The organism is Solibacillus sp. FSL W7-1464, from assembly GCF_038004425.1.
Classification (GTDB): Bacteria; Bacillota; Bacilli; order Bacillales_A; family Planococcaceae; genus Solibacillus.
In genome coordinates, this window is the sequence record NZ_JBBORC010000001.1 from 2404083 (window position 1) to 2430990 (window position 26908).

32 protein-coding genes, 1 riboswitch and 1 other annotated feature are annotated in these 26908 nt (G+C 39.0%); of the genes, 7 read left to right on the forward strand and 25 right to left on the reverse strand.

What is annotated here, in order from left to right; translation table 11 throughout:
• Positions 1-135 precede the first annotated feature (135 nt).
• The 10 genes from gcvPB to comGA all read right to left on the reverse strand — a co-directional run bounded on the left by gcvPB (position 136) and on the right by comGA (position 9014).
• Positions 136-1617 (reverse strand): aminomethyl-transferring glycine dehydrogenase subunit GcvPB, encoded by a 1482-nt coding sequence (gene gcvPB, locus MKZ25_RS11885; protein WP_340801685.1) that lies wholly within the window; start codon positions 1615-1617, stop codon positions 136-138.
• A complete protein-coding gene (gene gcvPA / locus MKZ25_RS11890) occupies positions 1610-2956 on the reverse strand; it encodes an aminomethyl-transferring glycine dehydrogenase subunit GcvPA (protein ID WP_340801686.1) in 1347 nt (448 codons plus the stop codon). The genes gcvPB and gcvPA overlap by 8 nt, the downstream gene beginning before the upstream one ends.
• A 22-nt stretch (positions 2957-2978) precedes the next feature.
• Positions 2979-4088 (reverse strand): glycine cleavage system aminomethyltransferase GcvT, encoded by a 1110-nt coding sequence (gcvT, locus tag MKZ25_RS11895; RefSeq protein ID WP_340801687.1) that lies wholly within the window; start codon positions 4086-4088, stop codon positions 2979-2981.
• A 276-nt stretch (positions 4089-4364) separates the two neighbouring features.
• Positions 4365-4457: riboswitch (glycine riboswitch) on the reverse strand.
• Between the two features lie 126 nt (positions 4458-4583).
• A complete protein-coding gene (locus MKZ25_RS11900; protein WP_340801688.1) occupies positions 4584-5096 on the reverse strand; it encodes a shikimate kinase in 513 nt (170 codons plus the stop codon).
• A 309-nt stretch (positions 5097-5405) separates the two neighbouring features.
• A complete protein-coding gene (gene comGF / locus MKZ25_RS11905; protein ID WP_340801689.1) occupies positions 5406-5861 on the reverse strand; it encodes a competence type IV pilus minor pilin ComGF in 456 nt (151 codons plus the stop codon).
• Positions 5858-6151, reverse strand: coding sequence for a type II secretion system protein (locus tag MKZ25_RS11910; protein WP_340801690.1), 294 nt, complete (start codon positions 6149-6151; stop codon positions 5858-5860). The genes comGF and MKZ25_RS11910 overlap by 4 nt, the downstream gene beginning before the upstream one ends.
• Positions 6060-6611, reverse strand: a complete 552-nt coding sequence (locus tag MKZ25_RS19870; protein WP_445326868.1) for a prepilin-type N-terminal cleavage/methylation domain-containing protein — start codon at positions 6609-6611, stop codon at positions 6060-6062. The genes MKZ25_RS11910 and MKZ25_RS19870 overlap by 92 nt, the downstream gene beginning before the upstream one ends.
• Positions 6612-6613: 2 nt before the next feature.
• Positions 6614-6928, reverse strand: coding sequence for a competence type IV pilus major pilin ComGC (comGC, locus tag MKZ25_RS11915; protein WP_340801691.1), 315 nt, complete (start codon positions 6926-6928; stop codon positions 6614-6616).
• Positions 6929-6943: 15 nt separating this feature from the next.
• Positions 6944-8017 (reverse strand): competence type IV pilus assembly protein ComGB, encoded by a 1074-nt coding sequence (gene comGB, locus MKZ25_RS11920; protein WP_340801692.1) that lies wholly within the window; start codon positions 8015-8017, stop codon positions 6944-6946.
• The gene (gene comGA, locus MKZ25_RS11925) at positions 7998-9014 is read right to left on the reverse strand and encodes a competence type IV pilus ATPase ComGA (RefSeq protein WP_340801693.1); all 1017 of its coding nucleotides are present in this window, start codon (positions 9012-9014) and stop codon (positions 7998-8000) included. Before comGA ends, comGB begins: the two co-directional genes overlap by 20 nt.
• Before the next feature lie 180 nt (positions 9015-9194).
• Between comGA and MKZ25_RS11930 the strand changes: the two genes are divergently transcribed.
• Both MKZ25_RS11930 and MKZ25_RS11935 read left to right on the forward strand, forming a co-directional pair.
• Positions 9195-9893: a helix-turn-helix transcriptional regulator gene (locus tag MKZ25_RS11930; protein WP_340801694.1), complete on the forward strand. Its 699-nt coding sequence runs from the start codon at positions 9195-9197 to the stop codon at positions 9891-9893.
• A 117-nt stretch (positions 9894-10010) separates the two neighbouring features.
• Positions 10011-10253 (forward strand): DUF2626 family protein, encoded by a 243-nt coding sequence (locus MKZ25_RS11935; RefSeq protein WP_008404362.1) that lies wholly within the window; start codon positions 10011-10013, stop codon positions 10251-10253.
• A 50-nt stretch (positions 10254-10303) separates the two neighbouring features.
• On the opposite strand, the gene MKZ25_RS11940 is transcribed toward MKZ25_RS11935, so the two are convergent.
• Positions 10304-10948: an MBL fold metallo-hydrolase gene (locus MKZ25_RS11940; protein WP_340801695.1), complete on the reverse strand. Its 645-nt coding sequence runs from the start codon at positions 10946-10948 to the stop codon at positions 10304-10306.
• Positions 10949-11120: 172 nt separating this feature from the next.
• On the opposite strand from MKZ25_RS11940, the gene MKZ25_RS11945 reads away from it, so the two are divergent.
• The gene (locus MKZ25_RS11945; RefSeq protein ID WP_008404364.1) at positions 11121-11297 is read left to right on the forward strand and encodes a DUF2759 domain-containing protein; all 177 of its coding nucleotides are present in this window, start codon (positions 11121-11123) and stop codon (positions 11295-11297) included.
• Between the two features lie 89 nt (positions 11298-11386).
• Here MKZ25_RS11945 and MKZ25_RS11950 read toward each other — a convergent pair whose 3' ends face one another.
• The 4 genes from MKZ25_RS11950 to rpmG all read right to left on the reverse strand — a co-directional run bounded on the left by MKZ25_RS11950 (position 11387) and on the right by rpmG (position 14674).
• Positions 11387-13288 carry an LTA synthase family protein gene (locus tag MKZ25_RS11950; protein WP_340801696.1) on the reverse strand — a complete coding sequence of 634 codons (1902 nt, stop codon included), beginning with the start codon at positions 13286-13288 and terminating at the stop codon, positions 11387-11389.
• Between the two features lie 312 nt (positions 13289-13600).
• Positions 13601-13801, reverse strand: a complete 201-nt coding sequence (locus MKZ25_RS11955; protein WP_340801697.1) for a YqgQ family protein — start codon at positions 13799-13801, stop codon at positions 13601-13603.
• Positions 13802-13818: 17 nt separating this feature from the next.
• Positions 13819-14382 (reverse strand): 5-formyltetrahydrofolate cyclo-ligase, encoded by a 564-nt coding sequence (locus tag MKZ25_RS11960; protein ID WP_340801698.1) that lies wholly within the window; start codon positions 14380-14382, stop codon positions 13819-13821.
• 142 nt (positions 14383-14524) lie between these two features.
• On the reverse strand, positions 14525-14674 hold the full coding sequence (gene rpmG, locus MKZ25_RS11965) for a 50S ribosomal protein L33 (RefSeq protein WP_008408521.1): 150 nt from the start codon (positions 14672-14674) through the stop codon (positions 14525-14527).
• A 218-nt stretch (positions 14675-14892) separates the two neighbouring features.
• Between rpmG and MKZ25_RS11970 the strand changes: the two genes are divergently transcribed.
• The 3 genes from MKZ25_RS11970 (at position 14893) to MKZ25_RS11980 (ending at position 17134) form a co-directional block, all read left to right on the forward strand.
• The gene (locus MKZ25_RS11970; protein WP_340801699.1) at positions 14893-15360 is read left to right on the forward strand and encodes a hypothetical protein; all 468 of its coding nucleotides are present in this window, start codon (positions 14893-14895) and stop codon (positions 15358-15360) included.
• Positions 15357-15845 (forward strand): hypothetical protein, encoded by a 489-nt coding sequence (locus MKZ25_RS11975; RefSeq protein WP_340801700.1) that lies wholly within the window; start codon positions 15357-15359, stop codon positions 15843-15845. The genes MKZ25_RS11970 and MKZ25_RS11975 overlap by 4 nt, the downstream gene beginning before the upstream one ends.
• 83 nt (positions 15846-15928) lie before the next feature.
• Positions 15929-17134: an MFS transporter gene (locus MKZ25_RS11980; RefSeq protein ID WP_340801701.1), complete on the forward strand. Its 1206-nt coding sequence runs from the start codon at positions 15929-15931 to the stop codon at positions 17132-17134.
• 18 nt (positions 17135-17152) lie between these two features.
• Here MKZ25_RS11980 and MKZ25_RS11985 read toward each other — a convergent pair whose 3' ends face one another.
• Positions 17153-18004, reverse strand: a complete 852-nt coding sequence (locus MKZ25_RS11985) for a DegV family protein (protein WP_340801702.1) — start codon at positions 18002-18004, stop codon at positions 17153-17155.
• Between the two features lie 238 nt (positions 18005-18242).
• Here MKZ25_RS11985 and MKZ25_RS11990 point away from each other — a divergent pair, with 238 nt between their 5' ends.
• Positions 18243-18713 carry a glutathione peroxidase gene (locus tag MKZ25_RS11990; RefSeq protein ID WP_340801703.1) on the forward strand — a complete coding sequence of 157 codons (471 nt, stop codon included), beginning with the start codon at positions 18243-18245 and terminating at the stop codon, positions 18711-18713.
• A gap of 52 nt (positions 18714-18765) precedes the next feature.
• On the opposite strand, the gene MKZ25_RS11995 is transcribed toward MKZ25_RS11990, so the two are convergent.
• From MKZ25_RS11995 to mnmA, 9 genes are all read right to left on the reverse strand, one after another.
• Complete coding sequence (locus MKZ25_RS11995) at positions 18766-19626, reverse strand: hypothetical protein (protein WP_340801704.1); 861 nt, start codon at positions 19624-19626, stop codon at positions 18766-18768.
• Positions 19619-20113 (reverse strand): RNA polymerase sigma factor, encoded by a 495-nt coding sequence (locus tag MKZ25_RS12000; RefSeq protein WP_340801705.1) that lies wholly within the window; start codon positions 20111-20113, stop codon positions 19619-19621. The genes MKZ25_RS11995 and MKZ25_RS12000 overlap by 8 nt, the downstream gene beginning before the upstream one ends.
• Positions 20114-20220: 107 nt before the next feature.
• Positions 20221-20592 (reverse strand): DUF5071 domain-containing protein, encoded by a 372-nt coding sequence (locus tag MKZ25_RS12005; RefSeq protein ID WP_340801706.1) that lies wholly within the window; start codon positions 20590-20592, stop codon positions 20221-20223.
• Complete coding sequence (locus tag MKZ25_RS12010; protein WP_340801707.1) at positions 20589-21170, reverse strand: anthranilate synthase component II; 582 nt, start codon at positions 21168-21170, stop codon at positions 20589-20591. Before MKZ25_RS12010 ends, MKZ25_RS12005 begins: the two co-directional genes overlap by 4 nt.
• Positions 21167-22555, reverse strand: coding sequence for an anthranilate synthase component I (gene trpE / locus MKZ25_RS12015; protein WP_340801708.1), 1389 nt, complete (start codon positions 22553-22555; stop codon positions 21167-21169). The genes MKZ25_RS12010 and trpE overlap by 4 nt, the downstream gene beginning before the upstream one ends.
• A 53-nt stretch (positions 22556-22608) precedes the next feature.
• Positions 22609-22816, reverse strand: a binding site (T-box leader).
• A 50-nt stretch (positions 22817-22866) separates the two neighbouring features.
• On the reverse strand, positions 22867-24234 hold the full coding sequence (locus MKZ25_RS12020; RefSeq protein ID WP_340801709.1) for a hypothetical protein: 1368 nt from the start codon (positions 24232-24234) through the stop codon (positions 22867-22869).
• Positions 24231-24872 carry an ATPase gene (locus MKZ25_RS12025; RefSeq protein ID WP_340801710.1) on the reverse strand — a complete coding sequence of 214 codons (642 nt, stop codon included), beginning with the start codon at positions 24870-24872 and terminating at the stop codon, positions 24231-24233. The genes MKZ25_RS12020 and MKZ25_RS12025 overlap by 4 nt, the downstream gene beginning before the upstream one ends.
• Positions 24873-25027: 155 nt before the next feature.
• Positions 25028-25693, reverse strand: coding sequence for a tetratricopeptide repeat protein (locus tag MKZ25_RS12030; RefSeq protein WP_340801712.1), 666 nt, complete (start codon positions 25691-25693; stop codon positions 25028-25030).
• Positions 25694-25750: 57 nt separating this feature from the next.
• Positions 25751-26869 (reverse strand): tRNA 2-thiouridine(34) synthase MnmA, encoded by a 1119-nt coding sequence (mnmA, locus tag MKZ25_RS12035; RefSeq protein WP_340801713.1) that lies wholly within the window; start codon positions 26867-26869, stop codon positions 25751-25753.
• Positions 26870-26908: the final 39 nt, after the last annotated feature.

Sequence of the window (26908 nt, forward strand, 5' to 3'; positions counted from 1 at the left end):
TTTTCATTCACCGGGCCTAAGAAACAAAATTGTCTGATTATCAGTAGTTTCTACCATTATATAGTGACACGTAAGAAGTCTAACCTTGCTCATAGAAAAAAGGTCAGAAAACAGCTCTGACCTTTTTGTCACAATTTATGAAATGGTTACTTCTTCTTTTTTTGTATAACGTAACACAGGTGTACGTGCAGCACGTGTTTCATCTAAACGGCTGATTACCGTTGTATGTGGTGCTTCTTGTACGATTGACGGATTATCGATCGTTTCTTGAGCAATTTGAATCATTGCATCACAGAATGCATCCAATGTTTCTTTTGATTCTGTTTCTGTTGGCTCGATCATAATACCCTCTTCCACATTTAATGGGAAGTATACTGTTGGTGGATGGTAGCCAAAGTCAAGAAGACGTTTTGCGATATCCAATGTACGAACACCCAGTTTTTTCTGACGACGACCAGATAGCACGAACTCATGCTTACAGTGACGGTCATACGGTAAATCAAAGTGCTCTTCCAAGCGGCGCATCATGTAGTTTGCGTTTAATACTGCATATTCAGTTACAGCCTTCAAGCCATCTGGCCCCATTGAACGGATGTACGTATATGCACGTACATTAATTCCGAAGTTTCCGTAGTATGGTTTCACACGACCGATTGACTGCGGACGGTTGTAATCGAAGTGGAATGTGCCATCTTCTTTTTTCACTAATACCGGTTTAGGCAGGAATGGAATTAAATCCGCTTTTACTCCTACTGGACCTGAACCCGGACCACCGCCACCGTGTGGACCTGTAAATGTTTTGTGCAAGTTTAAGTGAACACAGTCAAAGCCCATGTCGCCAGGACGTGCTTTACTCATTACAGCGTTTAGGTTCGCGCCGTCATAGTAAACCTTACCGCCGACACCGTGCACGATTTCAGCCATTTCTAAAATGTTTTCTTCGAATAAGCCTAACGTGTTCGGGTTTGTCAGCATAAGCGCTGCTGTATCAGGACCGACAACACGGCGTAAATCTTCAAGATCAACTAAGCCATCTTCACCTGATTTGATTGTAATTGTTTCAAATCCTGCAACTGTAGCAGAAGCCGGGTTTGTACCGTGAGCCGAGTCCGGTACGATTACTTTGTTACGGTGACCTTCACCATTTGCCTCATGGAATGCACGGATCATCATTAATGCTGTCCATTCGCCATGTGCGCCTGCTGCCGGCTGTAATGTCACTTCATCCATACCAGTAATTTCCTGAAGTGATGTCTGCAGATCATATAATAATTCCATTGCACCTTGTACTGTCGACTCATCCTGTAATGGGTGAACATTGGCAAAACCAGCGTAGCGTGCAACTGTTTCATTGACTTTCGGATTGTACTTCATCGTACATGAACCAAGTGGGTAGAACCCTGAATCCACACCGTGGTTACGGCGTGAGAGTGCTGTATAGTGACGCATAATATCTAATTCTGCAACTTCAGGCAGTTCAGCCGCTTCCTGACGTACTAACTCTTTTGGCAGCAGTTCTTCCAGGTCAAAATCAGGAACATCCAATGGCTCTAAATTGTAGCCGACACGACCTGGTTTTGTAATTTCGAAAATGAGTGATTGGTTTTCGTTATGCATTGTAAGCCCCCATTTCTGCAACTAATTGCTCGATCTCTTCTTTTGTACGGATTTCCGTAACAGCAATGAGTGCATGATTTTCTAATTCCGGATAGACACGACCTAAGTCAAAGCCGCCGATAATGCCTTTTTCGATTAATGCTTTGTTTATTTCTGTTACATTATGCTTTGTATTGACTACGATTTCGTTGAAGTGTGCGCCTTGATAAATAACTTCAAATCCAGCTGCTTCAAAGGCATTTTTAGCAAAGCGTGTCTTCACGATATTTTGTTTCGCCATTTCCTGCATACCTTGTTTTCCAAGGGCTGTCATTGCTACTGAAGAAGCAAGTGCCAGTAATGCCTGGTTTGAACAAATATTTGATGTCGCTTTGTCACGACGGATGTGCTGCTCACGAGCCTGTAATGTTAATACATAACCACGACGTCCATCTTGGTCTACTGTTTCCCCAACAAGACGGCCAGGTACTTTACGCATTAACTTATTTGTTACCGCGAAATAACCACAGTGTGGACCACCGAATGCTTCTGCAATTCCGAATACCTGTGCATCCCCAACTGTAATATCTGCGCCTAATTTTCCTGGTGGTGTTAAAATGCCAAGAGCTAACGGGTTTGCGGATACGATAAATAATCCTTTTGCATCATGTGTAATATCAGCTAGCGGCTGTAGGTTTTCAACTTGACCAAAGAAGTTCGGATATTGAACGATAACGCCGGCTGTTTGATCGTCGATTAAGCCTTTTAGTGCTTCGATGTCTGTCACACCGTCTTTTGTAGGAATTGTAACGACTTCAATTGATTGTCCTGTCGCATACATTTTCACAACATCTTGATATTCCGGATGTACAGCTCCTGAAACGAGTAATTTACCACGACGTGTATGACCTGCAGCAAGCATACCTGCTTCTGCCAAAGCCGTACCACCATCGTACATAGAAGAGTTAGCAATATCCATGCCTGTCAGTTCCGCAATCATCGTTTGGAATTCAAAAATCGCTTGAAGTTCACCTTGAGAAATTTCCGGCTGGTATGGTGTGTACGCAGTATAGAACTCTGAACGTGAAATAACATGATCGACAATAACCGGTTTATAGTGATTGTATACACCTGCACCTAAAAATGAAATATTGCTTGCTGTATCTTTATTTTTTGCAGCAAGTTGTGCCAGCTCTTTCATTAAAGCAGCTTCAGACTTTGCAGGTTTAATATTGTAGCTCCCTTGGAAGCGGACTTTTTCAGGAATATCCTCGAAAAGTTCATCAATTGTCGCAACTCCGATACGGTCTAACATTTCTTGTTTATCTTGTTCCGTCATTGGTAAATAACGATGTTTCATTGTTAACCCTCTTTTCAAAAGTTTATTTTGCACGCTTATAAAATGGTGTTTCTACCACAACTGCTTTAGCTCTATTTTTTCGAACTTCAATTTCTAACTCAGTTCCGATTTCAGTGAATTTTGCGTCAATTAAAGCTAGGCCGATATTGCGCTTTGTCATTGGTGACTGTGTTCCTGTTGTTACAAAGCCAATTTCTTCGCCATCTTTAAATACTTTATAGCCGTGACGAGGAATACCTTTATCAATCATTTCGATGCCTACTGATTTACGAGTCAGGCCATTTTCTTTTTGGTCGATTAGTGCTTGCTGCCCGATAAACTGCGGCTCTTTCGCCAATTTCACTGCAAAACCAATCCCAGCTTCCAGTGGTGAAATTTCTTTTGAAATCTCCTGACCATATAAGGGTAAGCAAGCTTCAAAGCGAAGTGTATCACGTGCTCCTAAACCGGCAGCTACTACACCTTTGTCTTTTCCTGCTTCCAGAATTCTGTTCCAAAGTTCGACAATCGCTGCTGGTGCACCGTAAATTTCAAATCCGTCTTCTCCTGTATAGCCTGAGCGGGAAACAAGAACCGAATGACCGCCTACATCCACATTGTCCTGGAATTTAAAGTATTTAATTGCCGTTAAGTCTGTTGCTGTTAATGTTTGCAGAACTTCCTGAGATAAAGGACCTTGTAAGGCGATTTGGGCATAGTCATCTGACACATTCGTCACTTTGACATCCCCTTCGACATGCTGCTGCAACCATTCAAAATCCTTTTCAATGTTCGCTGCATTAACACAAAGTAAATAGCGGTTATCTTCCAAACGGTATGTCAGTAAATCGTCAACAACACCGCCGTCTTCATAGCAAAGTGCACTATATTGTGCGCCGCCAACTGCAATTTTCGAAATATCATTGGAAAGCATCTTTTGTAAATATACAAGCGCATCCGGACCTTCTACGATAATTTCCCCCATATGGGATACATCAAAAAGTCCTGCGCGATTACGTACCGCATCATGTTCATCTTTGATCGAAGAAAATTGTACAGGCAACTCCCAGCCGCCAAAATCAACTGTTTTCCCACCATACTTTGCATATTCGTCAAAAAGTGGTGTGCGCTTTAGCTTTAATTCATTTGTCATGTTCATTTCCTCCTTTAATTATGTATGTTCGTATTGCCTTGCAAAGGGGGAAACAACATTACACCTAGAAAGGTATAAAATCTATCTTTTTATTAGAATCATCAGAATATTAAAAGCCGATTTCTCCACAAAAAAAAGACAGACGAATCCCCTTTACCGAGATTCTCTGTCCTTGCACCTGAAAGTTACACCTAAATTTGATCCACTATCACAATTTAGGCTTTCCCCGTTGGTGGCTGTTCGCAACATTTGCTATTACAGCACTCTCCAGAGTTGCGTCCGATACGAGTCTTTTTGCCTGAGAGATTCATAGCGTGGCTATTTGCTCCTTCGGCGACGTGACATCACGTTCTCTCCCCGTACCATCATCCGCGTTAGCTTATTTACTTCATGTTATTGCTCTTCTTAGCAATATCCTAACATTGAATGTAATGCAAACGCAATCTTTTTTTAATTTTATTCAAAATACGAACATTAAACACAATTATATAGCAATTATTCGCCTTTAAGACGTTTTACTTGAAAGCCGATGTACTCAACAATTTGTCTTAATGTTCTCCCGGCTGTCAGTACTTGTATATGGCCAGCTAGTCGATAATTCTTTCTGCGTTGGTGATACAGGTTTTCCAATTCTTGCTCCGTTGATGATTGAACAATGGGACGGTTTTTGTCATTCCGAATCCGCATATAAATATCTTCAAATTTTGCATCCAGAAAAAATACAAGCCCTGTCCGGCGCATAATTTTCCGGTTTTCTTCATTCACGGCAACCCCACCGCCTGTTGCGATAATGCATGCTTCATCACGAAAATTCTTTAAAAATTCCGTCTCGATTTTTCGGAAGTGTGCTTCACCGTATTTCTCGAAAATTTCAGGAATTGTCATACCCTGCTGTCGAACAATTTCGTGATCCATATCGTAATACGGCATTTTCAAGAAAAAACTTAAACGTCTTCCAATCGCACTTTTTCCGCACCCCATAAATCCTACTAAATAAATTTTACGCATGCTGTTCACCTTCTTCTATTACGGACTACTTAATCAATTACGCCTCTACCTGTTCTTTCGTTTCTATTTTGCGATTTGATCAAAAATATTTTTAGGTCAAACAAAATCGCATAATGCGACATTTTTTCGACTTTGCAAAAAGAAGTCGAACTTTAAGGTAAATTTAGTATATTTATCGTAGCACGAACGTAAATAGATTCCAATGAATTATATACTTTTATTTGCGCAAAATATGCATTTGTATAGAAAACAGCAGCTCCGGAAACTATGAACAATAAAAATACAGCAAGCAAAAATAATGCACCTTTCTCATTTTGGAGACAATGGTAATACGAGGTCTCTTTCGCGCCTTGTTCCATTTTTCATCACTACCCTCATCTTCAATTCATTTTCATCAACCGCCAGCTCCCATTCCTCAACAAAAGGAAGCATGATCTCATTCCCCCCTTTATTCGATCTTTTACGCAAATGCTCTTCCGATTTATCAAAGACAAACAACCTCTCCTCGGGGTCATTTAAGATTTCCAGTTGCAGTGTATTGGAATTGAGGACCTTCCCAGATGCAGAGTTCATATTGTATTGATGAAGATCATATACGAACAATTCCCAGTTCACTTCATCTTTCATCAATTCAAGTTGATGAAGATCCCGAATCCATAAAAGAATAAGCAGGCTAATTGCAGAAAAAAGTATAAATACAGTTAATTGAAATAAACTTTCAAGTAATGTAAACCCCCGCTCATTAAATATTTGTCTAAAATTCATACGCAAAGTTCCTCTTCATTTTCATTGTTGTCATAATGGACACACACTTGGCTGCCATCATAAATCCATTGAAACAAGACCCCATCAATCTGCTGAATTCCAGCTGCTTGTCCATACCTTTTATATTTCATCGCCCCTATATAAGCCACTTCCGCCGCATGTGCCTGAACTTTTTTAATGGCAATTTGCTGTTTCATATTAAATGTGAGCGGAATGATAGTCGACGAAAGAAAAAATAAAATGACGACTGCTAACAATGTTTCTACAAGAGTTAGCCCTTTTTGACTCATGGAAAACCTCCTTTTCCAAAATTCTGGCCTTCCCGATATTAATGGAGTATTGATGACTTATATTCTCAAAATGGTAAGTCAGTCTTCCAAATGCCTGGACATTCCCTTTTGCATTAAAAATCAGCCGACTATTTGGAGTGGATAAAAACATGTGAATCGGCCGCGCTATCCGCTGATCGTAGACAATATTAAAGGTATTGCGCTCCCTTATTCGAATCCGGTGACAGTTAATAATTTCGAAGCTATGGGAGGTTCCGGTCTCTATGGATAATAATTGTGCCATGCGTATAAACATCTCATTCTGGTTTATCACCTGTTTTTCTGTATAATCCATTAAAGGCTTCTGTGAAAAATAAAGAATCGCTGAATTGATGATTAAAAAAATAAAGAGGACGATGAGCATCTCCAATAATGTAAAACCTCTTTCATCTGTTAACAGTAACTTAACTTTTCGTCTCATTATTACGTTTCGCTGTTCCCCGGTCCAATAACTTTACCGTCTACGATTTCAATTTCCGTATTATCAGGACATCTCAAATCCTCTTCGACAATATAATCCTCTTTAATTAAATCCGAGACCGAAGACGGATACTCATTATGGTTTAATTTGTATGCCTCGACTTGTCCTTGAAGCATCATAATATAAGCATCACAGCCTTTTTCATCGATTGTTGCGAAATGTTTCGAAACATTGGGAATTGTAATCAATATCAAAATGGAAATAATTAATAAAACGACAAGCATTTCTACCAATGTAAATCCTTTTTCATTTTTCATCAGCTCCACCTCTTCTTATATAAAATCAATGACATCATACATCGGAATTAAAATACTCAAATAAGCAGCAATGACACAAACGGCAATGACAACAAAAAGCAACGGCTGAATAACCGCCAGTATTCGTTCAATTATTTTCTGAAGCTTTTCATCCAAAAGCTCACAATATAAAATAAGTTCCCGTCCCAATAAACCGCTCGCCTCCCCATGTGCAATAAAATGCTCAAACTTCGGATAGAAAAAGCCGACGATTTCCACCGCCCGCTCCAATGAATCGCCAATAAGAATGCGTTCTTGAAGTATACCGGCAATATAGGCAATCTGCTTTTGGTGCTGTTGGAACTTTAAATGATCGAATGCTTTTTGGAGAGAGAACCCAGCTAATAATAAATTACCTAAATGACGGGCAAACTGTCTCGTAAGGAAAAGCCGCCAAAAAAGGCCGATTAACGGAAGTTTAAACAGTAGATGAAGCTGCATTTCTATTCGTTTCTTACGAAGATAGTAAATAAAAACGGAAAGAGCTATTCCGAGACTCGCTGCAACTGCAACGATATAGTCCGGCATATGGAGGAAAAACTTCGACCACTGAATACTTGCGGACGATTCACTATGGACACGGGATGTGATAACAGAGGACATATTCGGCAAAAAGTAGGTTCGAAAGGCTAAAAACAGTAAAATTAAAAATGTAAATAAAATGAGCGGATACGACATCACTTTTATGAGTTTTGTTTTCGCCTGCTGTTGAAAGACGAGCTGCTTTGCCACAAGACCGATCGCTTCGCTCAGCTTGCCAGTCACTTCCGCTAACTCAATTGATACTAAATATTGTTTATCAAGGCAAAGCAGTTGGAAAACTTGTGTCGCACTACCGCCCCCGCGTAAAATACCCGAAATTTCTTGTTGGACCGGCTCATATTTTTTAACATGATAGGGCAACAGCATTTCGATACTATGGGTAAATGTATAGCCTTCATTTAACAGTGTGGAAATTCGTTTAAGTAATGTAGGAAGTTCCGAGGGCTTAATGACCGGTTTTTTAAACAGGACAGCAGGTGAGATGTTTTTAAGGAGCTGTATACTCATAGGAATCTCCTAGAAGTTTTGTCATTTGACCTGCCAATGTCTGCTCAAACGGCAGTGTAAAAGATCTTTCATGGATGATTGTTTCAATGGCAAGCTGTAATTGATTATCTGTTAAAAATTCAAAAATCGCTTTATAGTCGTTAGACTTTGATTTGAATAGACGCTGAGAAACAACAGCTCTAAGCATCTGCCGCATTTCCTCGAATGAAACCGATAAATCATGAAGCCGGTAAATACAGTTAACCGTATCTTTTGCATGGATCGTCGAAATAACAAGATGTCCAGAAAACGCCGCTTCTATAGCAACCTTTGCAGTTTCCCTATCCCGAATCTCTCCCAGCATGATCACTTCCGGAGAATGTCTTAATATTGCTTTTAAACCCGCTGAATATGTCATTCCGGCTCGTTCATTTACTTGGATTTGCAATAGCTGCTCTTGTCTGCTTTCCACTGGATCCTCTAATGAAATGACATGACGGGACAATTGCTGTGAACAATATTGGAGCAATGAATATAGCGTTGTCGTTTTGCCTGTTCCTGTCGCACCGCTAATTAAAATTAACCCGCTTTCCAGTCTGGCCAATCTATATAACTGTTCAACACTTTCCTGAAAATGACATAAAGTCTGTATGGGGACGGTATAATTTTGCCGTAATATACGAACAGCTAAACTTTCCCTGAAGAAACTGGAAGGTAACGTAGAAATCCGGAAGGCATACATGGACTGGTCAATAAATTTTTGGAAGGAACCACTTTGAGGCTTTCTCTTTTCACTGATATCAAGTGAAGAAAGAAATTTGAAATAGGAAATCATACGGATCGCGAGCTCTGTAGGAAGTTCTTCCTCCTTTTCAAAACGGCCGTATTTTCTCATTAATAAGTCATAACACCCTTCCCTAGGAAGAAAATGAACATCGGTCACGTTAAGCTGTGCTGCCTTGGATAAAAGCTCCAAACATTTTTGTTCAATGATTGATAACTGTTTTATGAAAATCACCCCTTCACAAATATTACTGTGACTCCATTATAAATGGCCTGTCCAGGAATTTGAATGAAAACAGATAAAATTTCTTTTTAATAGGAATTTTCTTTCAATATCAACAAATTCACGAATAATTCATGTAGAATAATAGTAAAGTTAGTATTTTATAATTTTTATCGTATTGGGGGTTTGCATATGATACATCCTATTAAAATTTCTAGTACTTTTGCCGACGAAACCCGGTTTTCTATTTATGAATTTATGTTGCAGCAAAAGCAATTTTTATCTGTTCAGGAAATCGCGGAACAATTTAAAATCCATTCGAATGTAGCACGTCTGCATTTAACCAAACTTGCAGAAATCGGTGCCATTTCTTCTGAACATTTAAAGACCGGAAAAGGCGGAAGACCTGGGAGAGTATATAAAGCAAAACAAGAAGGTATCAATTTAAGTATTCCTAGACGAGACCAATCTTCATTAATTAAATGGTCGCTCGAACTTATTCATGAGCTTGGTGAAGCAGCAATAAGTAAAGCGCAGGAAATCAGTTACCGTGACGGGAAACAATCGATGCTTGAACAAATGAACTCTCTTAAAAGAAAATCTCCACTTACTTTTGATGAGAAATTAGCCATGCTAACTAAAAGTGCAACATTAATAGGTTATATTCCGGAAGTAGTTGAACATCAACAATCCAAAACAATCATATTCTCACTTTTCAACTGCCCCTTCCAAGAACAAGTAACAAACTACGGAGAAATTGTATGTCAGCTCCATGAATCATATTTGTATGGACAAGTTGATACATTGTTTAATCAAAATGAAATTACGAAAATGGAAAGCATGGTAAGCGACTGTGACTATTGTAAATACAAAATTTCCGTAAACAATTAATGGAAAAAATATGCGTTTGTCACAACTCTTCCATATCTCCCAGTTTACATTATCCAGAAACTTGATTTATAATGAATGGGAGACTATTCTATTTTTTTAGAAAAGGAGGGATATTTGATGAGCAATATGTATAAAGTTATGGCATTCTGGACTGCTATTTTCGCCGTGATGTTCTACCTTGGTGGTATGAACGAGGTTTCGCTATTATTCGTAGGTAATACAGGTTTATTTTTATTATTAGGCTTCTTAAATCTTTCAGAACGCATGTACATGTACATTTTTGGCGCATACTTGACTGTTTTCTTCGCCGGTTTCACCTATTACACAACATTCATACACACTCCAGGTGGCGGACATTAAAAAACGACACGCTCTTCAATAGAGCGGTCGTTTTTTCATTTATACATGATTTAAAAACCATTTAAAAACGGATTGGAGTCCATTTCTGCCTCCGGTGTCGTATAGTCACCATGCCCAGGATAAATAATTGTATCTTCCGGTAATGATAAAAGCTTATCGTGAATCGACTTCAGCAGGACATTCATCGAACCTCCGATTAAATCAGTCCGACCAATGCTTTGTTCGAATAACGTATCGCCCACTATTGCAAACGCATCGTCTTTAAAAATAAAGGATACGCTACCCGGGGAATGTCCTGGCGTATGGGCTACCGTAAAGGTAAACGTACCGATTGTCATCTCCCCTTCTTTTCGGATAATATGTTCTTCCTCAGGTTTTTTGACAATATAATTTGGCAATTCCGCGTATTTGCCGGATCCATTTTTCATCGGATCCGCAAGCCAGTCCACTTCTTTTTCATGGACATACAGCGGGATTTTGTATATTTCCCGTATCGCATCCACCCCACCAATATGATCAAAATGTGTATGGGTTAATAAAATAGCTAATGGATTTAAGCCATTTTTACGTAATTCATTTACAATTCGTGCCCCTTCTTCACCTGGATCAAAAATTAAGCAGTCTTTTTCTTTATTGCTCACAATGTAGCAATTCGTTTGAATCGGTCCAAGACTATATTTTCTAACATTTAACATAGATCATCACCTCAGTTTCCATTATACATTTTTTCTAACGATCTCATAGTGAAAGTTATCGTTCAAACAAACGCCATTTTTAGTTCTCGACAAACGATTTGGAAACCTTTACAATAAAAGAGGAATATTGTTGAGACATTTTTTGGAATGTCGAAAGGAGTGTCAATTTTTTATGAACTTATTAATGGTTATTTTCGGTTTAGTTGCAATTTTTGGCGTAATTGGCATATTCCAATCAATCAAAGAGAAAAACCTTTTAGCTGCTGCCTTCAACGCTTTAGCTGCAGGTGTTTTCGGTTGGTTCGTCATTATGACGGTATTAAATCAAGGCTATCCACCAACTCACTAATTGCAACCAAAAAACGTATTGCCGTTGAAGCAATACGTTTTTTTATATGAGAAAAAAGCTGCTCCCGGATTTCTCCGGTGCAGCTTTAATTATTTATAATTCGTATCAATCAGCAGGTTCCCTGTTTCTGTATCATAGAAACGCAACAGGTCACCATTAATGATCTGATCCGAGTATTCCAGCTCTTGTGTAGCACGGTCAATAAACGGCTGACAAGCTTTCGTATCAATTGCATCTCCCGTTTCACGGTCGTAGCATACTTCACCTGCATACACATATTGATCTGTTACAAAACGACCATCACGGAAAATAACGAAATCCTCATGTTCTTCCGAGAACAGGTCAGCACCTAATTGCATATCTTTTGAAGTTTCAATACCTAACAGATGCAGTAATGTCGGACGAATATCCAACTGACCGGCTACATTATCCATCACTTGTCCATCATTTGAACCAGGAATGTGGATATATAATGGGACTGCCTGTAAAAGCGCACTGTCATACGGTGTGATTTCTTCTTTATTTAAATATTTTGCCATTGCTTTATTATGATTTTCGGAAATTCCGTAGTGGTCCCCGTACATCACAATAATTGAATTTTCATACAAACCCTGTTCTTTTAAATCATCGAAGAATTCCTTCACCGATTCATCCAAATAGCGCACTGTTTGGAAATAACGGTTTAACGTGCCTGAATTCGAATCATATTCAGGAATCATCATATCTTCCGGATCCAAATAGAAAGGATAGTGATTTGTTAAAGTAATCAAACGGCTATAAAACGGCTGTGGCATTTCTTTCATCAATGCTGCTGATTGCTCAAAGAATGGGATATCCTTTAATCCCCAGTTTACAGATGTTTCTTCCGTTACTTCGTACGATTCAATATCATAAAACTGGTCTAATTTGAATGACTTGTAAATCATGTCGCGGTTCCAGAATGATTTGTTGTTTGCATGCATAACATTCGTGAAATATCCATTTTCCCCTAAGCGCTCTGCAAAGGAATTATACGTATTTTCACCATGAGTAAAGAATACTGCCCCCCGACCTAAGCCATATAACGAGTTTTCGAAAATAAATTCGGAATCCGATGTTTTCCCTAATCCCGTCTGGTGGTAAAAGTCACTGAAATAATACGTATCTTTATCATTTGTTAATGAATTCAGGAACGGTGTCACGACTTCCCCATTCATTTCTTCGTTAATAACAAAAGACTGCAATGATTCCAACGATACTGCTATTACATTTCGGCCTTCATATTTGCCGAACATTTCAATATTAGGTTCCGCCTGGTTTGCACGAACGTAGTTGCTCACTTCAACAAGCTCACTGCCGTCTGCCAACGCACGCTGAGCTGATGATTTCGACTGAACATAAACATCGTATAGGTGGTAGTTATAAGTTCCGATGTTTTTTACTAACAGTTCCCGGTCAAAAGCACGTGTCAATAATTGCGGACGCTCTGTTTCTGCTAAACCTAAGTTTAAAAACAAAATAGCGGCCGTCATGACAAAGTACGCTTTACGCGCATCTTTACGGATAGGCAGTAGCTGCTCTTCCGCTTTCGGTAAAAGCTTCACGGCAATAATAATCAGTAAAACATCCACAAAGTAGAATACGTCCATCCAACTGATTATTGCTGCTGCCGATGTTCCCAACTCTCCAAAATTGCTCGTTTGGAATAAAACAGGCAAGGTTACAAAGTCATTGTAGAAACGGTAAAAGGCAACATTTCCGTATAATACGAAGGCAAGTAAAATACTACTGCCGATAACATAGCGGTTTCGCGCTTTTTGTGATTTCAAGAACAACGACAATCCATAGAAGAACAATAAAAAGCTTAATGGATTGATAATCAAAATTAACAATTGCATTGCATTTTCTATCTTCATATCAAAGCTAGTTTCATAAACAATTACAGTTTTAATCCAGGTTGCTATTACGGCAATCGCTAATATCGAATGTTTAGGCCATTTAAAATCTTTCATATCCTATACATCCTCTCTTTACATATTCGACTTTTTTTAATACATTGTTTTATTTGTGTAAAATCTTCATTCAAACAAAATCTATGTTAAAGCTTTTCAAACAAATCCGCAACAGAATTTCGTTTAAACAGTTTACATTCATAAAATCGCACTATTATTTAGTACGTATTAAACTTGAAAAGGTTTCGTGAAATATGAAAACAGCGGTTTGTTCCCGCTGTTTCACTCAGGAGATGTTCGTCAAATAGTTTAAAAACCTAAGTAAACAAGCATTCCTCTATATAATTCTTTCTATTATACGCTAAATTCCAGTTATTTTCCCGCTTTAAGCCTTTGCTCTTCCTGACGCAGAATCAGCAAGGCCATCTGAAAATCTTTCGTTTCAATAAATTTTGATTTATATAATTCCTTTATTTCGTCTTCCATTAAGTATAAATCTCCAATACGGTCCTTTGTGTAAATGTAAATGCCGTATTGTTTTAAAATGTCAAGCACATCCAACATTGACTTCATTGTCGTTCCTCCACCAATTATTCGCAGTTTATGCGATTTTTGTCTGTAAGTAGTATATGTACCGGAAGATCATGTGATTCTCTCGGTACTTCCTTCAACAGCTGTTCCTCAAATGCCAGGGATAACCGTATTCCTTTAAATCCAACTAGATAGCGGTCATAGTATCCTCCGCCGAATCCGATTCGGTATCCGTGATAATCAAAGACAACACCCGGCACGATCATCACATCAATTTGTTCTTTTTCAATCCGTTCCGTTCTTTCCGGTATCGGTTCTAATATATTTTGATATGCTCGTTCGGTTTCATCAAAACTGTTAATTTTGTAAAACTGCATCGAGCGGTCTTTCGGATTACATTTCGGAACTGCAACATATTTATTTAATTTCCATAATTCTTCAATAATAAACGTTGTATCCACTTCCGGCTGATTTGATAAAGTAATTGCGATAATATTTGCTTTTTGAATAGATGGTTCCTGTAATAATTGCCGAGCGATTTCCAATGAACGTTTGCTATATTCCTGATCGCTCATATTGGACAGCTTTTCCTGCACTTTTATACGATAATCCCTTTTCTCCAAACAAATCCCCACTTTCAACCAAGCTTTTTATATTAAACATTCCTATCATGAATCAATTTCATTGAATCATCATAGGAAAATTCAAAAGGATAGCAAGTAAAAAGCCAAAACCAACGAGTGGTTTTGGCTAAATGAGCGATTATTACTTTGTTTCACGGTGAAGAGTGTACTTCTTCTCGCGAGAGCAATATTTTTTAAGTTCAAGACGCTCTGGATTGTTACGCTTGTTCTTTTTTGAAATGTAGTTACGTTCGCCGCAGTCTGTGCAAGCTAAAGTAATGTTTACGCGCATCATTAACCCTCCCACTCTAAATTAAGAATAAATTTATTTGAGCATGATTTATACGACTTACCTATTATAACACACTGTTTTAAAAAATCTAGTATGATTTCTTAATAAGTTTTACTATGTTAAAATAAAGGGAATCTGCAGTAAAAATACGATTACCCAATTCAATTGCACATTTACTGTCTAAACTGATATAGATAAAAAGAAATGGAGGAATTCATATGGGACTTTCTTCAATATTAATGATTGCTGGAATTGCTGTCATTATTATATCCCTATTATTTAAAGATAAATCTGCAAAAGTTGAAAGAGATGTCGAAGATTTATCAATCAATATTTATCAGGAAACAAATTCTTTGAAAAGACGCGTAAAAGCATTGGAAGAGGAACTGCTTGTAGAACCAAATTTTCAAGTACGGAAACCTTCTTCTGTCCAACAACAAAGTCCAGAACAGCAAGCTGCTTTTTCATCTTTTCAGCAAGCGGCAGCACAAGTAAAAGCGGCTCAAAGTTACGGAGCGGCTTCTAAGGTAACCCCGCAAAAAAACGCGAAACCGATTAACGGCATTTTAGTTAGCCAGGTGCTTGCGCTCAATAGTCAAGGCCTATCGATTGAAGAAATCAGTAAGCGTTCGACATTATCACATGCTCAAATCGAATCGATTTTAGCAAATGGAGGTCAACAATGAAATCATCGCTGCGAGCATTTGGAATCGGGCTTTTTGTGGCAGGTGCGAGCATGGCATTGTTCGACAGGCTACCTTCTGAGTCCAGTGAGAAAGATAACGACGCTTACGAAAAGCAATTAGACGATTATGAAAAACAGATTGCTGAATTGACAAAACAGTTAAACGGGCAAAACCCTGATTCCGCGAATTCTAAAAAAGCGGACGAGCAAACAACTAGTACAACCGAAAAGAAAACTGCCGCTACAAAAGAAGAAGACAAATCAGACGTAGTGGAAGCGACCATTTATATTTATGAAAATGTTTCTATTTATACAATTGGACAGCAGGCGGAAGACCTGGGTATTGTCACAAATGGCCGGGAGCTTGAACTTTATTTGTCAAAACCGGAATTTGCGCGTTCTATTCAAAAAGGAGCATTTGATCTCCGCTCCGATATGACAATCGAAGAAATCGCCCAAGTGCTGACAGGTCAACCAACCGAATAACTGCAATTTTAAATTATAGAGAGTAAGCAAGCTTTCTTCCAAACTATCGTTTATTCAAAAGTTTTTATGATTGAAGGGATTATATGGACTATATAAAAAGAGGAACAAAAGCTTTTACAATGACGAATATCGCGTTATTTGCTGCAGGTTTTATTACCTTTGCCAACCTTTATATTACGCAGCCGTTAATGCCGCAGTTTTCCTATGATTACAACGTCTCCCCTGCGGTAGCCAGTCTATCGTTGTCTGTTGCCACATCCGTTTTAGCAATTAGTCTGTTGCTGTTCGGTTCATTGTCGGAAGCTTGGGGGCGAAAGAAATTAATGACTGCTTCGATTTTTGCTGCCTCTTTTTTAACACTCGCACTAGCATTTGCTCCTAATTTTGAGACGATTCTCGCATTGCGGATTATTCAAGGTTTTGTATTTGCCGGGGTTCCTGCCATTGCAATGGCTTATTTAGGAGAAGAAATGGAACCGTCAAGCCTAGGTGTTGCAATGGGTCTTTACATAAGCGGTAATGCGATTGGAGGGTTATCGGGACGTATCATTATCGGGACGATGAGTGATTTGTACAACTGGCAAACCGGAATGATTGTGCTTGGGGCTTTGAGCATTCTCATCAGTTGCTACTTCGTATGGGCACTACCCGAATCCAAACATTTCACACCACGCCCATTGCAATTCAGGCTGCTGACTAAAACACTGTTCCAGCATATAAAAGACAGAAGGCTCATCTTATTGTTTGGAATTGGTTTTACTTTAATGAGCAGCTTTGTGACAATGTATAATTATATTGGCTTCAAGCTGGTCGAATCACCCTATAGTTTAAGCATGACATTTGTGAGTTGGCTATTTGTTGTATATTTAGTAGGGACGTGGAGCTCAACATGGTTCGGAAGCTTATCTGATCAATTCGGACGGCAAAATGTTCTATACAGCGGGATAATCATTATGATCATCGGTGCAGTTCTTACCTTCCCTGTAAGTTTACCTTTAAAAATAAGCGGGCTCGTTATATTTACTTTTGGGTTTTTCGGCACCCACTCCATTGCAAGCGGCTGGGTCAGTCATTTAGCCAAAGTCGATAAAGCCCAGGCCTCCTCTTTGTATTTGTTCGCCTATTATATGGGGTCAAGTATCGGAGGAACGCTTGGCGGTATCTTTTGGATGCACTACGGCTGGACGGGGGTTGTGCTTTTCATCGGTTCAGCACTCGTAGTTACATTTGCTTTTGCTGGATTTATTCAATACTTTCAATCTAAATACGAAAAAATGCAGAGCACCTAGAAAGGGCCCTGCATTTTTTTAATCACGCACCCATGTCAATCCTAAAGTTCCTTCTCCTGCATGGACGCCTACACATGCAGAAAGTGGTGTCGGTGTAAATTGAATCGACGGATAGTCCTTCAATAATTGTTTTTTCCACTCGATAGCCCCTGCTTCATTATTACAGTGAATAATCGCGACTTCTTTGACAGGTGACTTTGACATCGCACGCTCCAGTTTTTCAATGACGGCTTTTTTGGCACGGTTATCGGCACGTACTTTTTTCGCCACCTCAACCCCGCCTTCTTTATTGTATTCAATCACTAGTTTGATATTAAGCAAGTTGCTGAGAAACATCGCCATTCCAGAAACACGTCCGCTTTTATGCAATTGCTCTAAGCTTGCAGGAATAAAAGCAAGTTCCGACTTGCCGCGCATTGCTTCTATTTTCTCGACAATTGCTTCCGGGGCATGTCCTTGTTTTTCAAGCTCAATTCCAAGAGCCAGCATGACTTGCATTGGATATGAACCTATTTTCGCATCTATCACATAACTTTTGAATCCTGCCTGTTCTGCGGCCATTGGAGCACTAAGTACAGTACCTGATAATTGCTCCGAAGTATGAATTGCAATCGCACAGTCATAGCCCTCGTCTTTCAATTTTTCATAAAGCGCCACATGCTCGCCGAAAGCAGGCTGAGATGTTTTCGGATGCTTTGTTGAATTTCTTAATTTATCGTAAAACTCATCGTGCGTCATGTCCACTGTTTCGCGAAGTGCGCCCTCTTCGAAAACGATGTTCAATGCAAGCACATGAATTGAATGTTCTTTAATAAAACTTTCCGGTAATAGTGCAGCCGTATCTGTAATCCAAGCAATCTTTTTATTCATTAGAAAACTCCTTGATGTTAAAATTTTATGTCTTCCCAAAATGTAAGCGCAAACATAGGAATGGCACAGTGACACCTGTCATATTTGAATGGATAAGTTTTAGAGCCGACATTATTTCGACAAGATTCGTGTTTTATTTTGATTTTTCATTGATACTGATTATTTTACATAAAGCCTTTTTTTCCGTACGATAAAAATACAAAAAGATTATATTAATAGTTTCGAGGAGGAACGGGGCATGAATATTTATGATATTCCTGTTAAAACAGAAAAAGGCGAGCAATATGAATTAGACCGTTATAAAGGTCAGGTAATGATGATTGTCAATACAGCAAGCAAGTGCGGATTTACCAATCAGTTTACAGAGCTTGAAGAATTATATGATAAGTATAAAGAGGAAGGTTTTGTCGTCCTCGGCTTCCCTTCTGACCAATTCAAACAGGAGTTGTCTTCGAGTGAGGAAGCTGCCGAGTTCTGTCGTTTAGATTATGGTGTTACATTCCCGATGCACGAAATGGTGAAAGTAAACGGTTCTGAAGCCCATCCTTTATTCAAACACTTATCTTCTGAAGCTAAAGGTCTTCTAGGCCAATCAGTTAAGTGGAATTTCACGAAGTTTTTAGTCGATCGTGATGGCAATGTCATTAAACGTTATGCCCCAAAGGATTCACCGACAAAAGCAGAAAATGATATTGCAAAATTACTGTAGAGTATACTTTATAATAGAAAAGAGCAGCCAAAGATGAATTCGGCTGCTCTTTTTAATATAAAAATACTTCTTCATCTGTTAGTTCCAGATATAATGGCATCACTACTAAAAATATTGCCAGTACATAAAATAACAGACACAAAATGGTCAAAGATACTGGTAAATCAAAATATGAAGAGAAAATAATTGTTGGTGATGTAAGCATCGTTAGTACACCGATGATTTGACGGTACTTTTTAGTATAAAATATTTTTTCATTGCACTTTATACATCTCAATTCCATCTTTAATTTACAAACTATCTTTATTTGTTCTTTATGTGAATACGAATAGTGGCAATGCGGACAGCATACCTCTCCTGTTGTATTACGGGCAAAATAAAATAAAATTACGACTTGCAAAAGAAGGACAAGCACGAAAATACTAAGTTTCAGCCACTGAATGTCCACTTCGAACATTTGGATTGCGCTCCCGATTGCATAGACGACAAATGGGGAGAGTGTGATGAGCAAATAACGTAACTTATAAACTGTTTTACGAAGTTTACGTATTTTCGGTTTTTGCCATCTTTTCATCTTAAAGAATACGATTGTGGCGAAAATTCCATTCACAATCAGCAATAAACTGATGATGGCCACATACTTCCCTCTTCTCACAACTTCTGCTAATTGCTCTTGTTCATAGTTTTCCACTAACGGATTCGATGCCTGATTAGGAGACGATACGATCCCATCATTAGCGAACAAGTAGAGGAAAAATACGGCTGTAAAAACAAATATCGGGGCAATTACAATGGTCCAGTTCGTTTGTCGTTTCGGACGTTTGGACTGGTCGATTGCTTGCTGTAACTTTGACTTCTGTTGCTCCGTTAACTCCAGTTTGCTTAACTCTTGCTGCCACTTTTCCTTAATCATCCTCCATCACCTCCATGCTTAATTTCGGCTTTAGTTTCGCTCGAGCTCGCTGTAAACGAGATTTAACAGTCGATACCGCCAATTCCAACAACTCGGCGATTTCAAAAACGGTCATTTCCTCATAATAGTAGAGTAATAACACTTCACGATCTTTTACCGGTAGTGCAAGAACAGCGGCGGTTACTTCCCCCTGTAATTCCTTCTCGACATAAATCTGTTCGGCACCTTTTGCATGTTGCTGAAAAAACTGAGTAAATACGAATTTCCTGTTTTTCCAGCTACGCAAATAATCATAGCTGCGATTAATCGTCATCTTCACTAAATAAGTTTTAATCGAGGCTTTCTGTTCAAACTGGTCTGATTTATGATAGTAGTTTATAAATACGTCTTGGACAACTTCTTCTGCTGTTAAACGATCCTTCGTATATATAAAAGCAATGCGGTACAAATAATCACTGTATGTATCAATTAATTTCTCAATATCCACTGGCCGCCCTCCTTTCACCCTTATAGACGGAAACAAATTCAATTTGGACGCAAATTTTTAAATATTATTAAAAAATCGCCTAACCGCTATACGATTAGGCGACTCTATTATGGCTGAAAACTTAGTAACGTTTCTTGAGCAGCTTCTACATTATCTTCATTGACTGGTGTTTTCTCCATTGCGGCAATTTGTTCTACCGCATCTGCCAATACGAGCTTCGAATAAAACGGCAGCTTCGGTACGATCGCAACGAGACACCAGTAAATCCACATATCATCGTCACCGCGCAGCACAGTGTCAACAAGTGGTGTCAGTTCATTCGGATATTGTAATAGCAGCTCAACCATTGGCTCCGCAACAGGCCAGTTCATATCCTGCACCCATTCAAGCAGTTTCGGCAGTAATGGAATAACCGCTTCCGCTTCCGCAGCATTCAGTGTTTCCACTGCTGCAATGTCATGTTTATCTTTCGGAATCATACCAATACCTCCACCTTCTTTAAAAACCCGCTGATCATGGCTGTACCGAGTTCTGTTCCAATGGACTCAGGATGGAACTGCAGTCCATAAACCGGATAGTTTACATGTTGAATCGCCATTATTTCTCCATCATCTGAACTTGTAGCAATAATTCGGAAATCTTCATGCAATGTGTGCTTTTCAATAATAAGTGAATGATAGCGCATCACTTCTACTTCCCCTTCGAACTGTGCAAACAAACCTGTTTTTTCATATTGAAGCATGCTCGTTTTCCCATGCATAATATTTCGGGCACGGCTCACCGTTGCACCGAACGCTTCACCAATCGACTGGTGGCCGAGGCATATTCCCAATATCGGAATCTCTTGATAAAGCTGGCGGATCATATCAATAACAATTCCTGCGTCTTTCGGTTCCCCGGGACCTGGAGAAATAACAATCGCTTTCGGCTGCAATGTACGGATTTCCTCAACCGTCATTGCATCATTTCGGACAATTTTTACGTCTTCCCCAAACTGGGCGATTTGGTGATACAGATTATACGTAAATGAATCATAATTATCGATAAGTAAAATCATTTGCGCACCTCCAGCAATGCTTTTGCTTTATTTAATGTTTCTTCATATTCCATTTCAGGGACTGAATCATAAACAATCCCTGCACCTGCCTGAACATACGCTTTTTCATCTTTAATGACCATTGTACGGATTGCAAGAGCTAAATCCATATCCCCTGATGCCGACAAATAACCGATGGCACCTGCATATATGCCACGTTTTCTCTGTTCCAGCTCATTTATGATCTGCATCGCCCGAATTTTCGGTGCACCCGATACTGTACCGGCGGGCAGGCTTGATGCAATTACATCGACTAAGTGGGCACCGTCCCGTAATTTCCCTGTCACTTCTGAAACGATATGCATGACATATTTATATTTTTCGATTTCCATATATTTTGTAACAGCTACTGTTCCGATCTGGGCAACACGTCCAACATCATTACGCCCTAAATCAACAAGCATTTTATGTTCGGCAATTTCCTTCTCATCTTGCAGCAATGCATTTGCAATTGCTTCATCCTCCTGTACATTCTGTCCACGCGGTTTTGTTCCGGCAATCGGATTTGTCGTTACAAGCCCCTTTTGAACTTTCACAAGACTTTCCGGAGATGTGCCAAGAACCATATAGTCCCCGAATTCCATAAAGAACATATACGGAGAGGCATTTGACGTCCGTAGTTTGCGGTATAGTGTCAATGGATTTTCACGGAATTCAGCTTCAAAGGTTTGCGACAAAACGACTTGGAAGATGTCTCCATTACGTATATGCTGCTTTGCCGTTTCAACCATTCCAATAAAGCGTTCTTTTTTAATCGTGGGAGCAAACTGTACCTCTATTTCTGCTGTGTGCTTATATGATACTGATGACATCATCATTTGTTCGATATCATCCACTTTTTGCTGCATGAATTCAATCGTATGGCCCGCCTGAAACAGATCCATTGCCACGATGGATACTTGCTGTAACAGATGATCGATGACGATAAACGTTTCGTAAAAATAAACATGAACATCCGGCATATTGTATACATCGCCTACAATTTCCCCGATCTGTTCAAAATGATAGGCTGTTTCATAACCAAAATAACCGATTGCCCCGCCAAAAAAGGCAAACGGAGCGTCTTCCTTCTGAATGGGCAGTAGCTCTTTTAATAAAGTTAATACCGGTTTCTGTTCTGTCGTCAGCTCCTGATTATGGATAGAGTAAGAACCGGATTCCGCATTTCCTTTCAGTTCACCGACCGGATTAAAGGCGATGAAGGAATAGCGCCCGTTTTGCTTAAATTTTGCATTGGATTCAAATAATACTTTTTTCGTTCCAACGATAGATTCAAAAATCGAAATTGGCGTATAGATATCACCATTTACCTGTTTCATTACATATTTGCATGTCTTTACTGCCATACTCATCTCTCCTCAGCTTTTCTTTTCGTGAACACAAAAAGGCCCTTCCGCTTTTAAAGGACGAAAGAGCCGTGGTGCCACCTTTATTGACTAAATTAATTTTATTTAGTCCACTCAATACTCGTAACGTGAGCGCTACGGCACAGCATTTCCTCTGTGCAGCTAGAAAGTCCATTCATAAAGTACGCTTACTGACTTCCACCAACCGTCAGCTCTCTAAAAAACGCCGCTTTACTACTCTTTTTTCATCTTAGCTTTTACTATACTTGCTATTGTATCGTTTTAGTCTATATTTTACAAACAATTTTAAATTAACTGTAAATATAAAGTTGACCTTGTGATTTTGCATAATATAGACTCGCATCGGCAAAGGCGGCTAATTGTTCATATGATACTTCTTCTTTTTTCAATTGGTCTGAATGGATAAATCCAAAATGAATCGGGATTTCCACAACTCCTGATGTCGAATGAACTGCAGTAGTTCGAAGTTTATCCTCCAGCTTCATTAACAACTTGAAAAAGTCGGTTTCAGAAATATTTTTTATAAATGCTTCTCCAGCGTTTTTCGATAGTACGTTAACCTTTGCCTCATACTCGAAAATATTCGAATAAATCGATTCAAATAATGTAAATAATAACTGCTCAGTAAATAATGTGCCGAATAGTTCTTCAATTTTATCCGTAATAAAGCACCAGTGAATACAGTAAATTGCCTCCTTGTTTGTAAGCGCATGTTTCACAAACTCGATGGTACTCTCTTTCGAAACAACATGCGGAAATTTAACTGCAAGCGCAGTCGTTTCCTCTTCGAAAAAAAAATCGGCATGTATGTTACGTATTTTGCGTACACTGATAGGTTCACTTTTATACATATTAATCAGCTGCTGCAGTTCCCTTTCATAACGAAACTGACCAAGTAGTCCAAAACGTTGAAGGTATCTTTCAACTACGGACAATAAAACATAATTCTGTTGTTTCTCCAATTGAAAAAAAGCCTGCTCAAACATTTCCAAGCTTTCATTCCCAAAGCCGGCCCTATAGTTTAAAATCGCTTCCGCAAATAGAATATTCCCCGCATAGTAAGGGTATTTGCCTTCCAGATGATGCAAAATGTCATGCTTTATCTGATTAAACATCATGTCATTACTCGTTGAAGCATAATAATAGAGCGCTCCTAAATAACCTCTAACAATTGTTGCGTTGACAGCAGGTATCTTATGTTTGTAATACTCCGCCAACTTAATAGAGATATGTGCATTTTCCGGTTCATTTTTATAACGGTACTGTGCTGCCAGATTGCAATAATTAATGATAATAAGCTCATCGTTTTGCAAATGATGCGCATATTTAAGGGATTTTTTTGCTGCTTCTATCGATTCATCATGATGTTTCGTAAAGATATGTTCAAGACTGTACAAATAATAATAAACCATCTTATTTTCATCTTTTCCATATGTTAAACAAAGCTTTTCATAATCATCCATGACTGCATGAAAGTTTTGATAGCAGCCTATTTCAAAATATGCTGAGGCCAAATATTCATAGGAAAGTAGTGCTTCTGTATATCTTTTTTCTTCAAGCGCGATCGGTAATGTAATTGTGCCGAATTGGATCACTTCCATATATCGCAACTCATTGAAGAGATTCCGCAAATGTTCAATCTGGTTTGAAATTTTCATGTCACTCGTCCACCCCAGTCATTGATTAATCCAAATACCGCTTCGTAAATCTCACTTGCCTCGGTAATCGCTTGTTCATAAAGGTTAAAAAGAGTCGGTTCGAATTCTATTACAAGTACCTGCAATTCTTTTAATATAGTGCTTTGCAATAAAGCGAGCTGTTGCGGGTAATTTTCAACTTCACTATATTTTGAATCATAAATAGGTCTTAGACTTTTACTGCTGAAGCCTTTCAAAGCCTGGAAACTTGCGGCCAATTCCTCGTTATCCGCTAATTTTTGCCCGAGAAACTGCTCCTGCTTTAAATAAATATAAATTGCACAAATGAACGCCAGCTTTTCATTTTCATATAAAGCAAGCTGAATATAGCGTTTTATTTGAAAGGTTTTAATTTTATCCAATAAAAATTTACGGATTGGATAAATCATTGTATTTTCCGGATTGGAAATACGATTGATTTCTTCAGTAGATAATAAATACCAAATATCAAAAATGATGACTGAACGTTGGTAAGACCCTTCACTGAGTGGAAGTATTAAGGTGAATAAATTAAGTTCATCGATCAACTGCTGAAATCGGTACATTGTCTCATCAGAAATTAAAAACATACAATCTGCTTTATCTATTTTAGCGTGCATGCTACATACCTCACCTCAAATAATTGTCAGTTTCATCCATCATATCATAAACTTACTGTTTTCAGTATTTCATTTTATTATCATTTTTATATAAAAAAAGTGATGGTTGAAAATTCTCTTTTCAACACACCACCTTATATTTTATTCAATTTAAATTAATTCGAACGTTGACAAATCATATCATATAAATACTTCGCTTGATCAAACTCAGGCTGCAGTGTATAAGCCTGTTTCAAATGATATTTTGCTTTATCGGTATCTGACGTGGATACTGCATATAGTACACCTAAATTATAATGTGCATCCGCATTATTCCAGTCTTCTTCAATAACATACTCCAGCTCGGGCTTCGCAAAATCGAACATTTCCAAAGAGCAAAGTAATATGCCGTATGCTAAACGAATTTGCAGGTCTTTTGGCGCAATTTCTGCTGCACGCTGCATAAATGGCAGGGCCAACTTGAATTGCTGTTCGCGTTCAAATGATTTTGCCAGCATGTAATAGGCATCTGCCCCTTCGATTCCGTAGTCGATCGATTTTTGATATAGTTTTGCGGCTTCTGTATAGCGTTCAGCTTCATAATATAAATTCGCTAATCCGTAATACGCTGTCGCAGCTTTTTCATCTACTGTGATTGCTTTCTGGAAAAAGCGTTCTGCACGTTCGATATCCCCCATTGCAGCAAGCAATGTACCGAAGTTTACATAGCCGATTGCATCGTTCGGCTGTGATTCAATTGCCTGTGTGAAAGCTTGTGCAGCTTCTTCATAACGCTTTTCCTGAAATGCTTTAATTCCGATTTCATTATAGTTTGTATCCATTATTTCACCTCTATAAATATGTATAGACGCTCATTTGAAATGAACGTCTATCGTCTATTACCCTACATATGTTAACTGTTCGCTGTTTTTAAACACGCCATCGATCGTACCGCCGCCCAGGCACTCTTCACCATCATACAGAACAACCGCCTGTCCAGGTGTGATTGCCCGAACCGGCTCTGCAAATTCGATAAATGCTGTACCGTCTTCACGCATTGTCACTGTTACCGGCGAGTCTTCCTGACGATAGCGGAATTTTGCCGTGCAGTTAAATGTGCCCGTTTTTGCTTCCCCTGTAAAGCTCATTTTTACAGCAGTCAATGCATCCGAATACAGTGCATCGTGATGGAAGCCTTGTCCAACATATAAAACATTGCGTTTTAGATCTTTCCCGACAACAAACCAAGGTTCACCGTCTCCGCCTATCCCTAAACCGTGACGCTGCCCTAATGTATAGTACATCAACCCGTCATGTGTGCCCTTTACTTCACCATCGAATGTTTCCATATTGCCCGGCTGCGCAGGAAGGTACTGGCTTAAAAATTCTTTGAAATTACGTTCACCGATGAAGCAGATACCTGTTGAATCTTTCTTCTTCGCTGTAGCCAAACCTGCTTCTTCCGCAATTTTACGAACTTCAGGCTTCGGTAAATGTCCGATTGGGAACATGACCTTTTCCAGCTGTTCTGAAGTTAACTGATTCAGGAAATATGTTTGGTCTTTATTGTTATCAATGCCTCGAAGCATTTTCACACCGTTTTCGTCATGCGCTACACGTGCATAGTGGCCTGTCGCTAAATAATCCGCGCCAAGTGCCAGTGCATGCTCCAGGAAGGCTTTAAATTTAATTTCTTTATTGCACATAACATCAGGATTCGGTGTACGGCCTGCTTTATATTCTTCCAGGAAGTACGTAAATACTTTGTCCCAATATTGTTTTTCAAAGTTGACTGCATAATACGGTATCCCGATTTGGTTACATACTGCGATTACATCATCATAATCTTCTGTCGCTGTACATACACCAAATTCATCCGTATCATCCCAGTTTTTCATGAAAATACCGATTACATCATAACCTTGCTGTTTCAATAAATATGCGGCTACCGATGAATCTACGCCTCCACTCATTCCAATAACTACTCGAATTTGAGATGGATCTCTTGTTTCTACCATTTACTATTCACCTTTTCTTAGACAAATCGCGTAAAAGGC

Excerpts from the sequence above, each read along its gene's own strand:
- comGF (WP_340801689.1), bottom strand. The coding sequence starts at position 5,861 with ATGAATTTTAGACAAATATTTAATGAGCGGGGGTTTACATTACTTGAA.
- MKZ25_RS11955 (WP_340801697.1), bottom strand. The coding sequence starts at position 13,801 with ATGAAGTCAATGTTGGATGTGCTTGACATTTTAAAACAATACGGCATT.
- MKZ25_RS11930 (WP_340801694.1), top strand. The coding sequence starts at position 9,195 with ATGATACATCCTATTAAAATTTCTAGTACTTTTGCCGACGAAACCCGG.
- MKZ25_RS12020 (WP_340801709.1), bottom strand. The coding sequence starts at position 24,234 with ATGAAAATTTCAAACCAGATTGAACATTTGCGGAATCTCTTCAATGAG.
- rpmG (WP_008408521.1), bottom strand. The coding sequence starts at position 14,674 with ATGCGCGTAAACATTACTTTAGCTTGCACAGACTGCGGCGAACGTAAC.
- MKZ25_RS11995 (WP_340801704.1), bottom strand. The coding sequence starts at position 19,626 with ATGATTAAGGAAAAGTGGCAGCAAGAGTTAAGCAAACTGGAGTTAACG.
- MKZ25_RS11950 (WP_340801696.1), bottom strand. The coding sequence starts at position 13,288 with ATGAAAGATTTTAAATGGCCTAAACATTCGATATTAGCGATTGCCGTA.
- MKZ25_RS11910 (WP_340801690.1), bottom strand. The coding sequence starts at position 6,151 with ATGAGTCAAAAAGGGCTAACTCTTGTAGAAACATTGTTAGCAGTCGTC.
- MKZ25_RS12010 (WP_340801707.1), bottom strand. The coding sequence starts at position 21,170 with ATGATTTTACTTATCGATAATTATGATTCATTTACGTATAATCTGTAT.
- MKZ25_RS19870 (WP_445326868.1), bottom strand. The coding sequence starts at position 6,611 with ATGAGACGAAAAGTTAAGTTACTGTTAACAGATGAAAGAGGTTTTACA.
- MKZ25_RS11935 (WP_008404362.1), top strand. The coding sequence starts at position 10,011 with ATGAGCAATATGTATAAAGTTATGGCATTCTGGACTGCTATTTTCGCC.
- MKZ25_RS11985 (WP_340801702.1), bottom strand. The coding sequence starts at position 18,004 with ATGAATAAAAAGATTGCTTGGATTACAGATACGGCTGCACTATTACCG.
- gcvPA (WP_340801686.1), bottom strand. The coding sequence starts at position 2,956 with ATGAAACATCGTTATTTACCAATGACGGAACAAGATAAACAAGAAATG.
- comGC (WP_340801691.1), bottom strand. The coding sequence starts at position 6,928 with ATGAAAAATGAAAAAGGATTTACATTGGTAGAAATGCTTGTCGTTTTA.
- MKZ25_RS12025 (WP_340801710.1), bottom strand. The coding sequence starts at position 24,872 with ATGCACGCTAAAATAGATAAAGCAGATTGTATGTTTTTAATTTCTGAT.
- MKZ25_RS11970 (WP_340801699.1), top strand. The coding sequence starts at position 14,893 with ATGGGACTTTCTTCAATATTAATGATTGCTGGAATTGCTGTCATTATT.
- MKZ25_RS12005 (WP_340801706.1), bottom strand. The coding sequence starts at position 20,592 with ATGATTCCGAAAGATAAACATGACATTGCAGCAGTGGAAACACTGAAT.
- trpE (WP_340801708.1), bottom strand. The coding sequence starts at position 22,555 with ATGGCAGTAAAGACATGCAAATATGTAATGAAACAGGTAAATGGTGAT.
- gcvPB (WP_340801685.1), bottom strand. The coding sequence starts at position 1,617 with ATGCATAACGAAAACCAATCACTCATTTTCGAAATTACAAAACCAGGT.
- MKZ25_RS11945 (WP_008404364.1), top strand. The coding sequence starts at position 11,121 with ATGAACTTATTAATGGTTATTTTCGGTTTAGTTGCAATTTTTGGCGTA.
- mnmA (WP_340801713.1), bottom strand. The coding sequence starts at position 26,869 with ATGGTAGAAACAAGAGATCCATCTCAAATTCGAGTAGTTATTGGAATG.
- MKZ25_RS12030 (WP_340801712.1), bottom strand. The coding sequence starts at position 25,693 with ATGGATACAAACTATAATGAAATCGGAATTAAAGCATTTCAGGAAAAG.
- gcvT (WP_340801687.1), bottom strand. The coding sequence starts at position 4,088 with ATGACAAATGAATTAAAGCTAAAGCGCACACCACTTTTTGACGAATAT.
- MKZ25_RS11975 (WP_340801700.1), top strand. The coding sequence starts at position 15,357 with ATGAAATCATCGCTGCGAGCATTTGGAATCGGGCTTTTTGTGGCAGGT.
- comGB (WP_340801692.1), bottom strand. The coding sequence starts at position 8,017 with ATGAGTATACAGCTCCTTAAAAACATCTCACCTGCTGTCCTGTTTAAA.
- MKZ25_RS11900 (WP_340801688.1), bottom strand. The coding sequence starts at position 5,096 with ATGCGTAAAATTTATTTAGTAGGATTTATGGGGTGCGGAAAAAGTGCG.
- MKZ25_RS11940 (WP_340801695.1), bottom strand. The coding sequence starts at position 10,948 with ATGTTAAATGTTAGAAAATATAGTCTTGGACCGATTCAAACGAATTGC.
- MKZ25_RS11990 (WP_340801703.1), top strand. The coding sequence starts at position 18,243 with ATGAATATTTATGATATTCCTGTTAAAACAGAAAAAGGCGAGCAATAT.
- MKZ25_RS11980 (WP_340801701.1), top strand. The coding sequence starts at position 15,929 with ATGGACTATATAAAAAGAGGAACAAAAGCTTTTACAATGACGAATATC.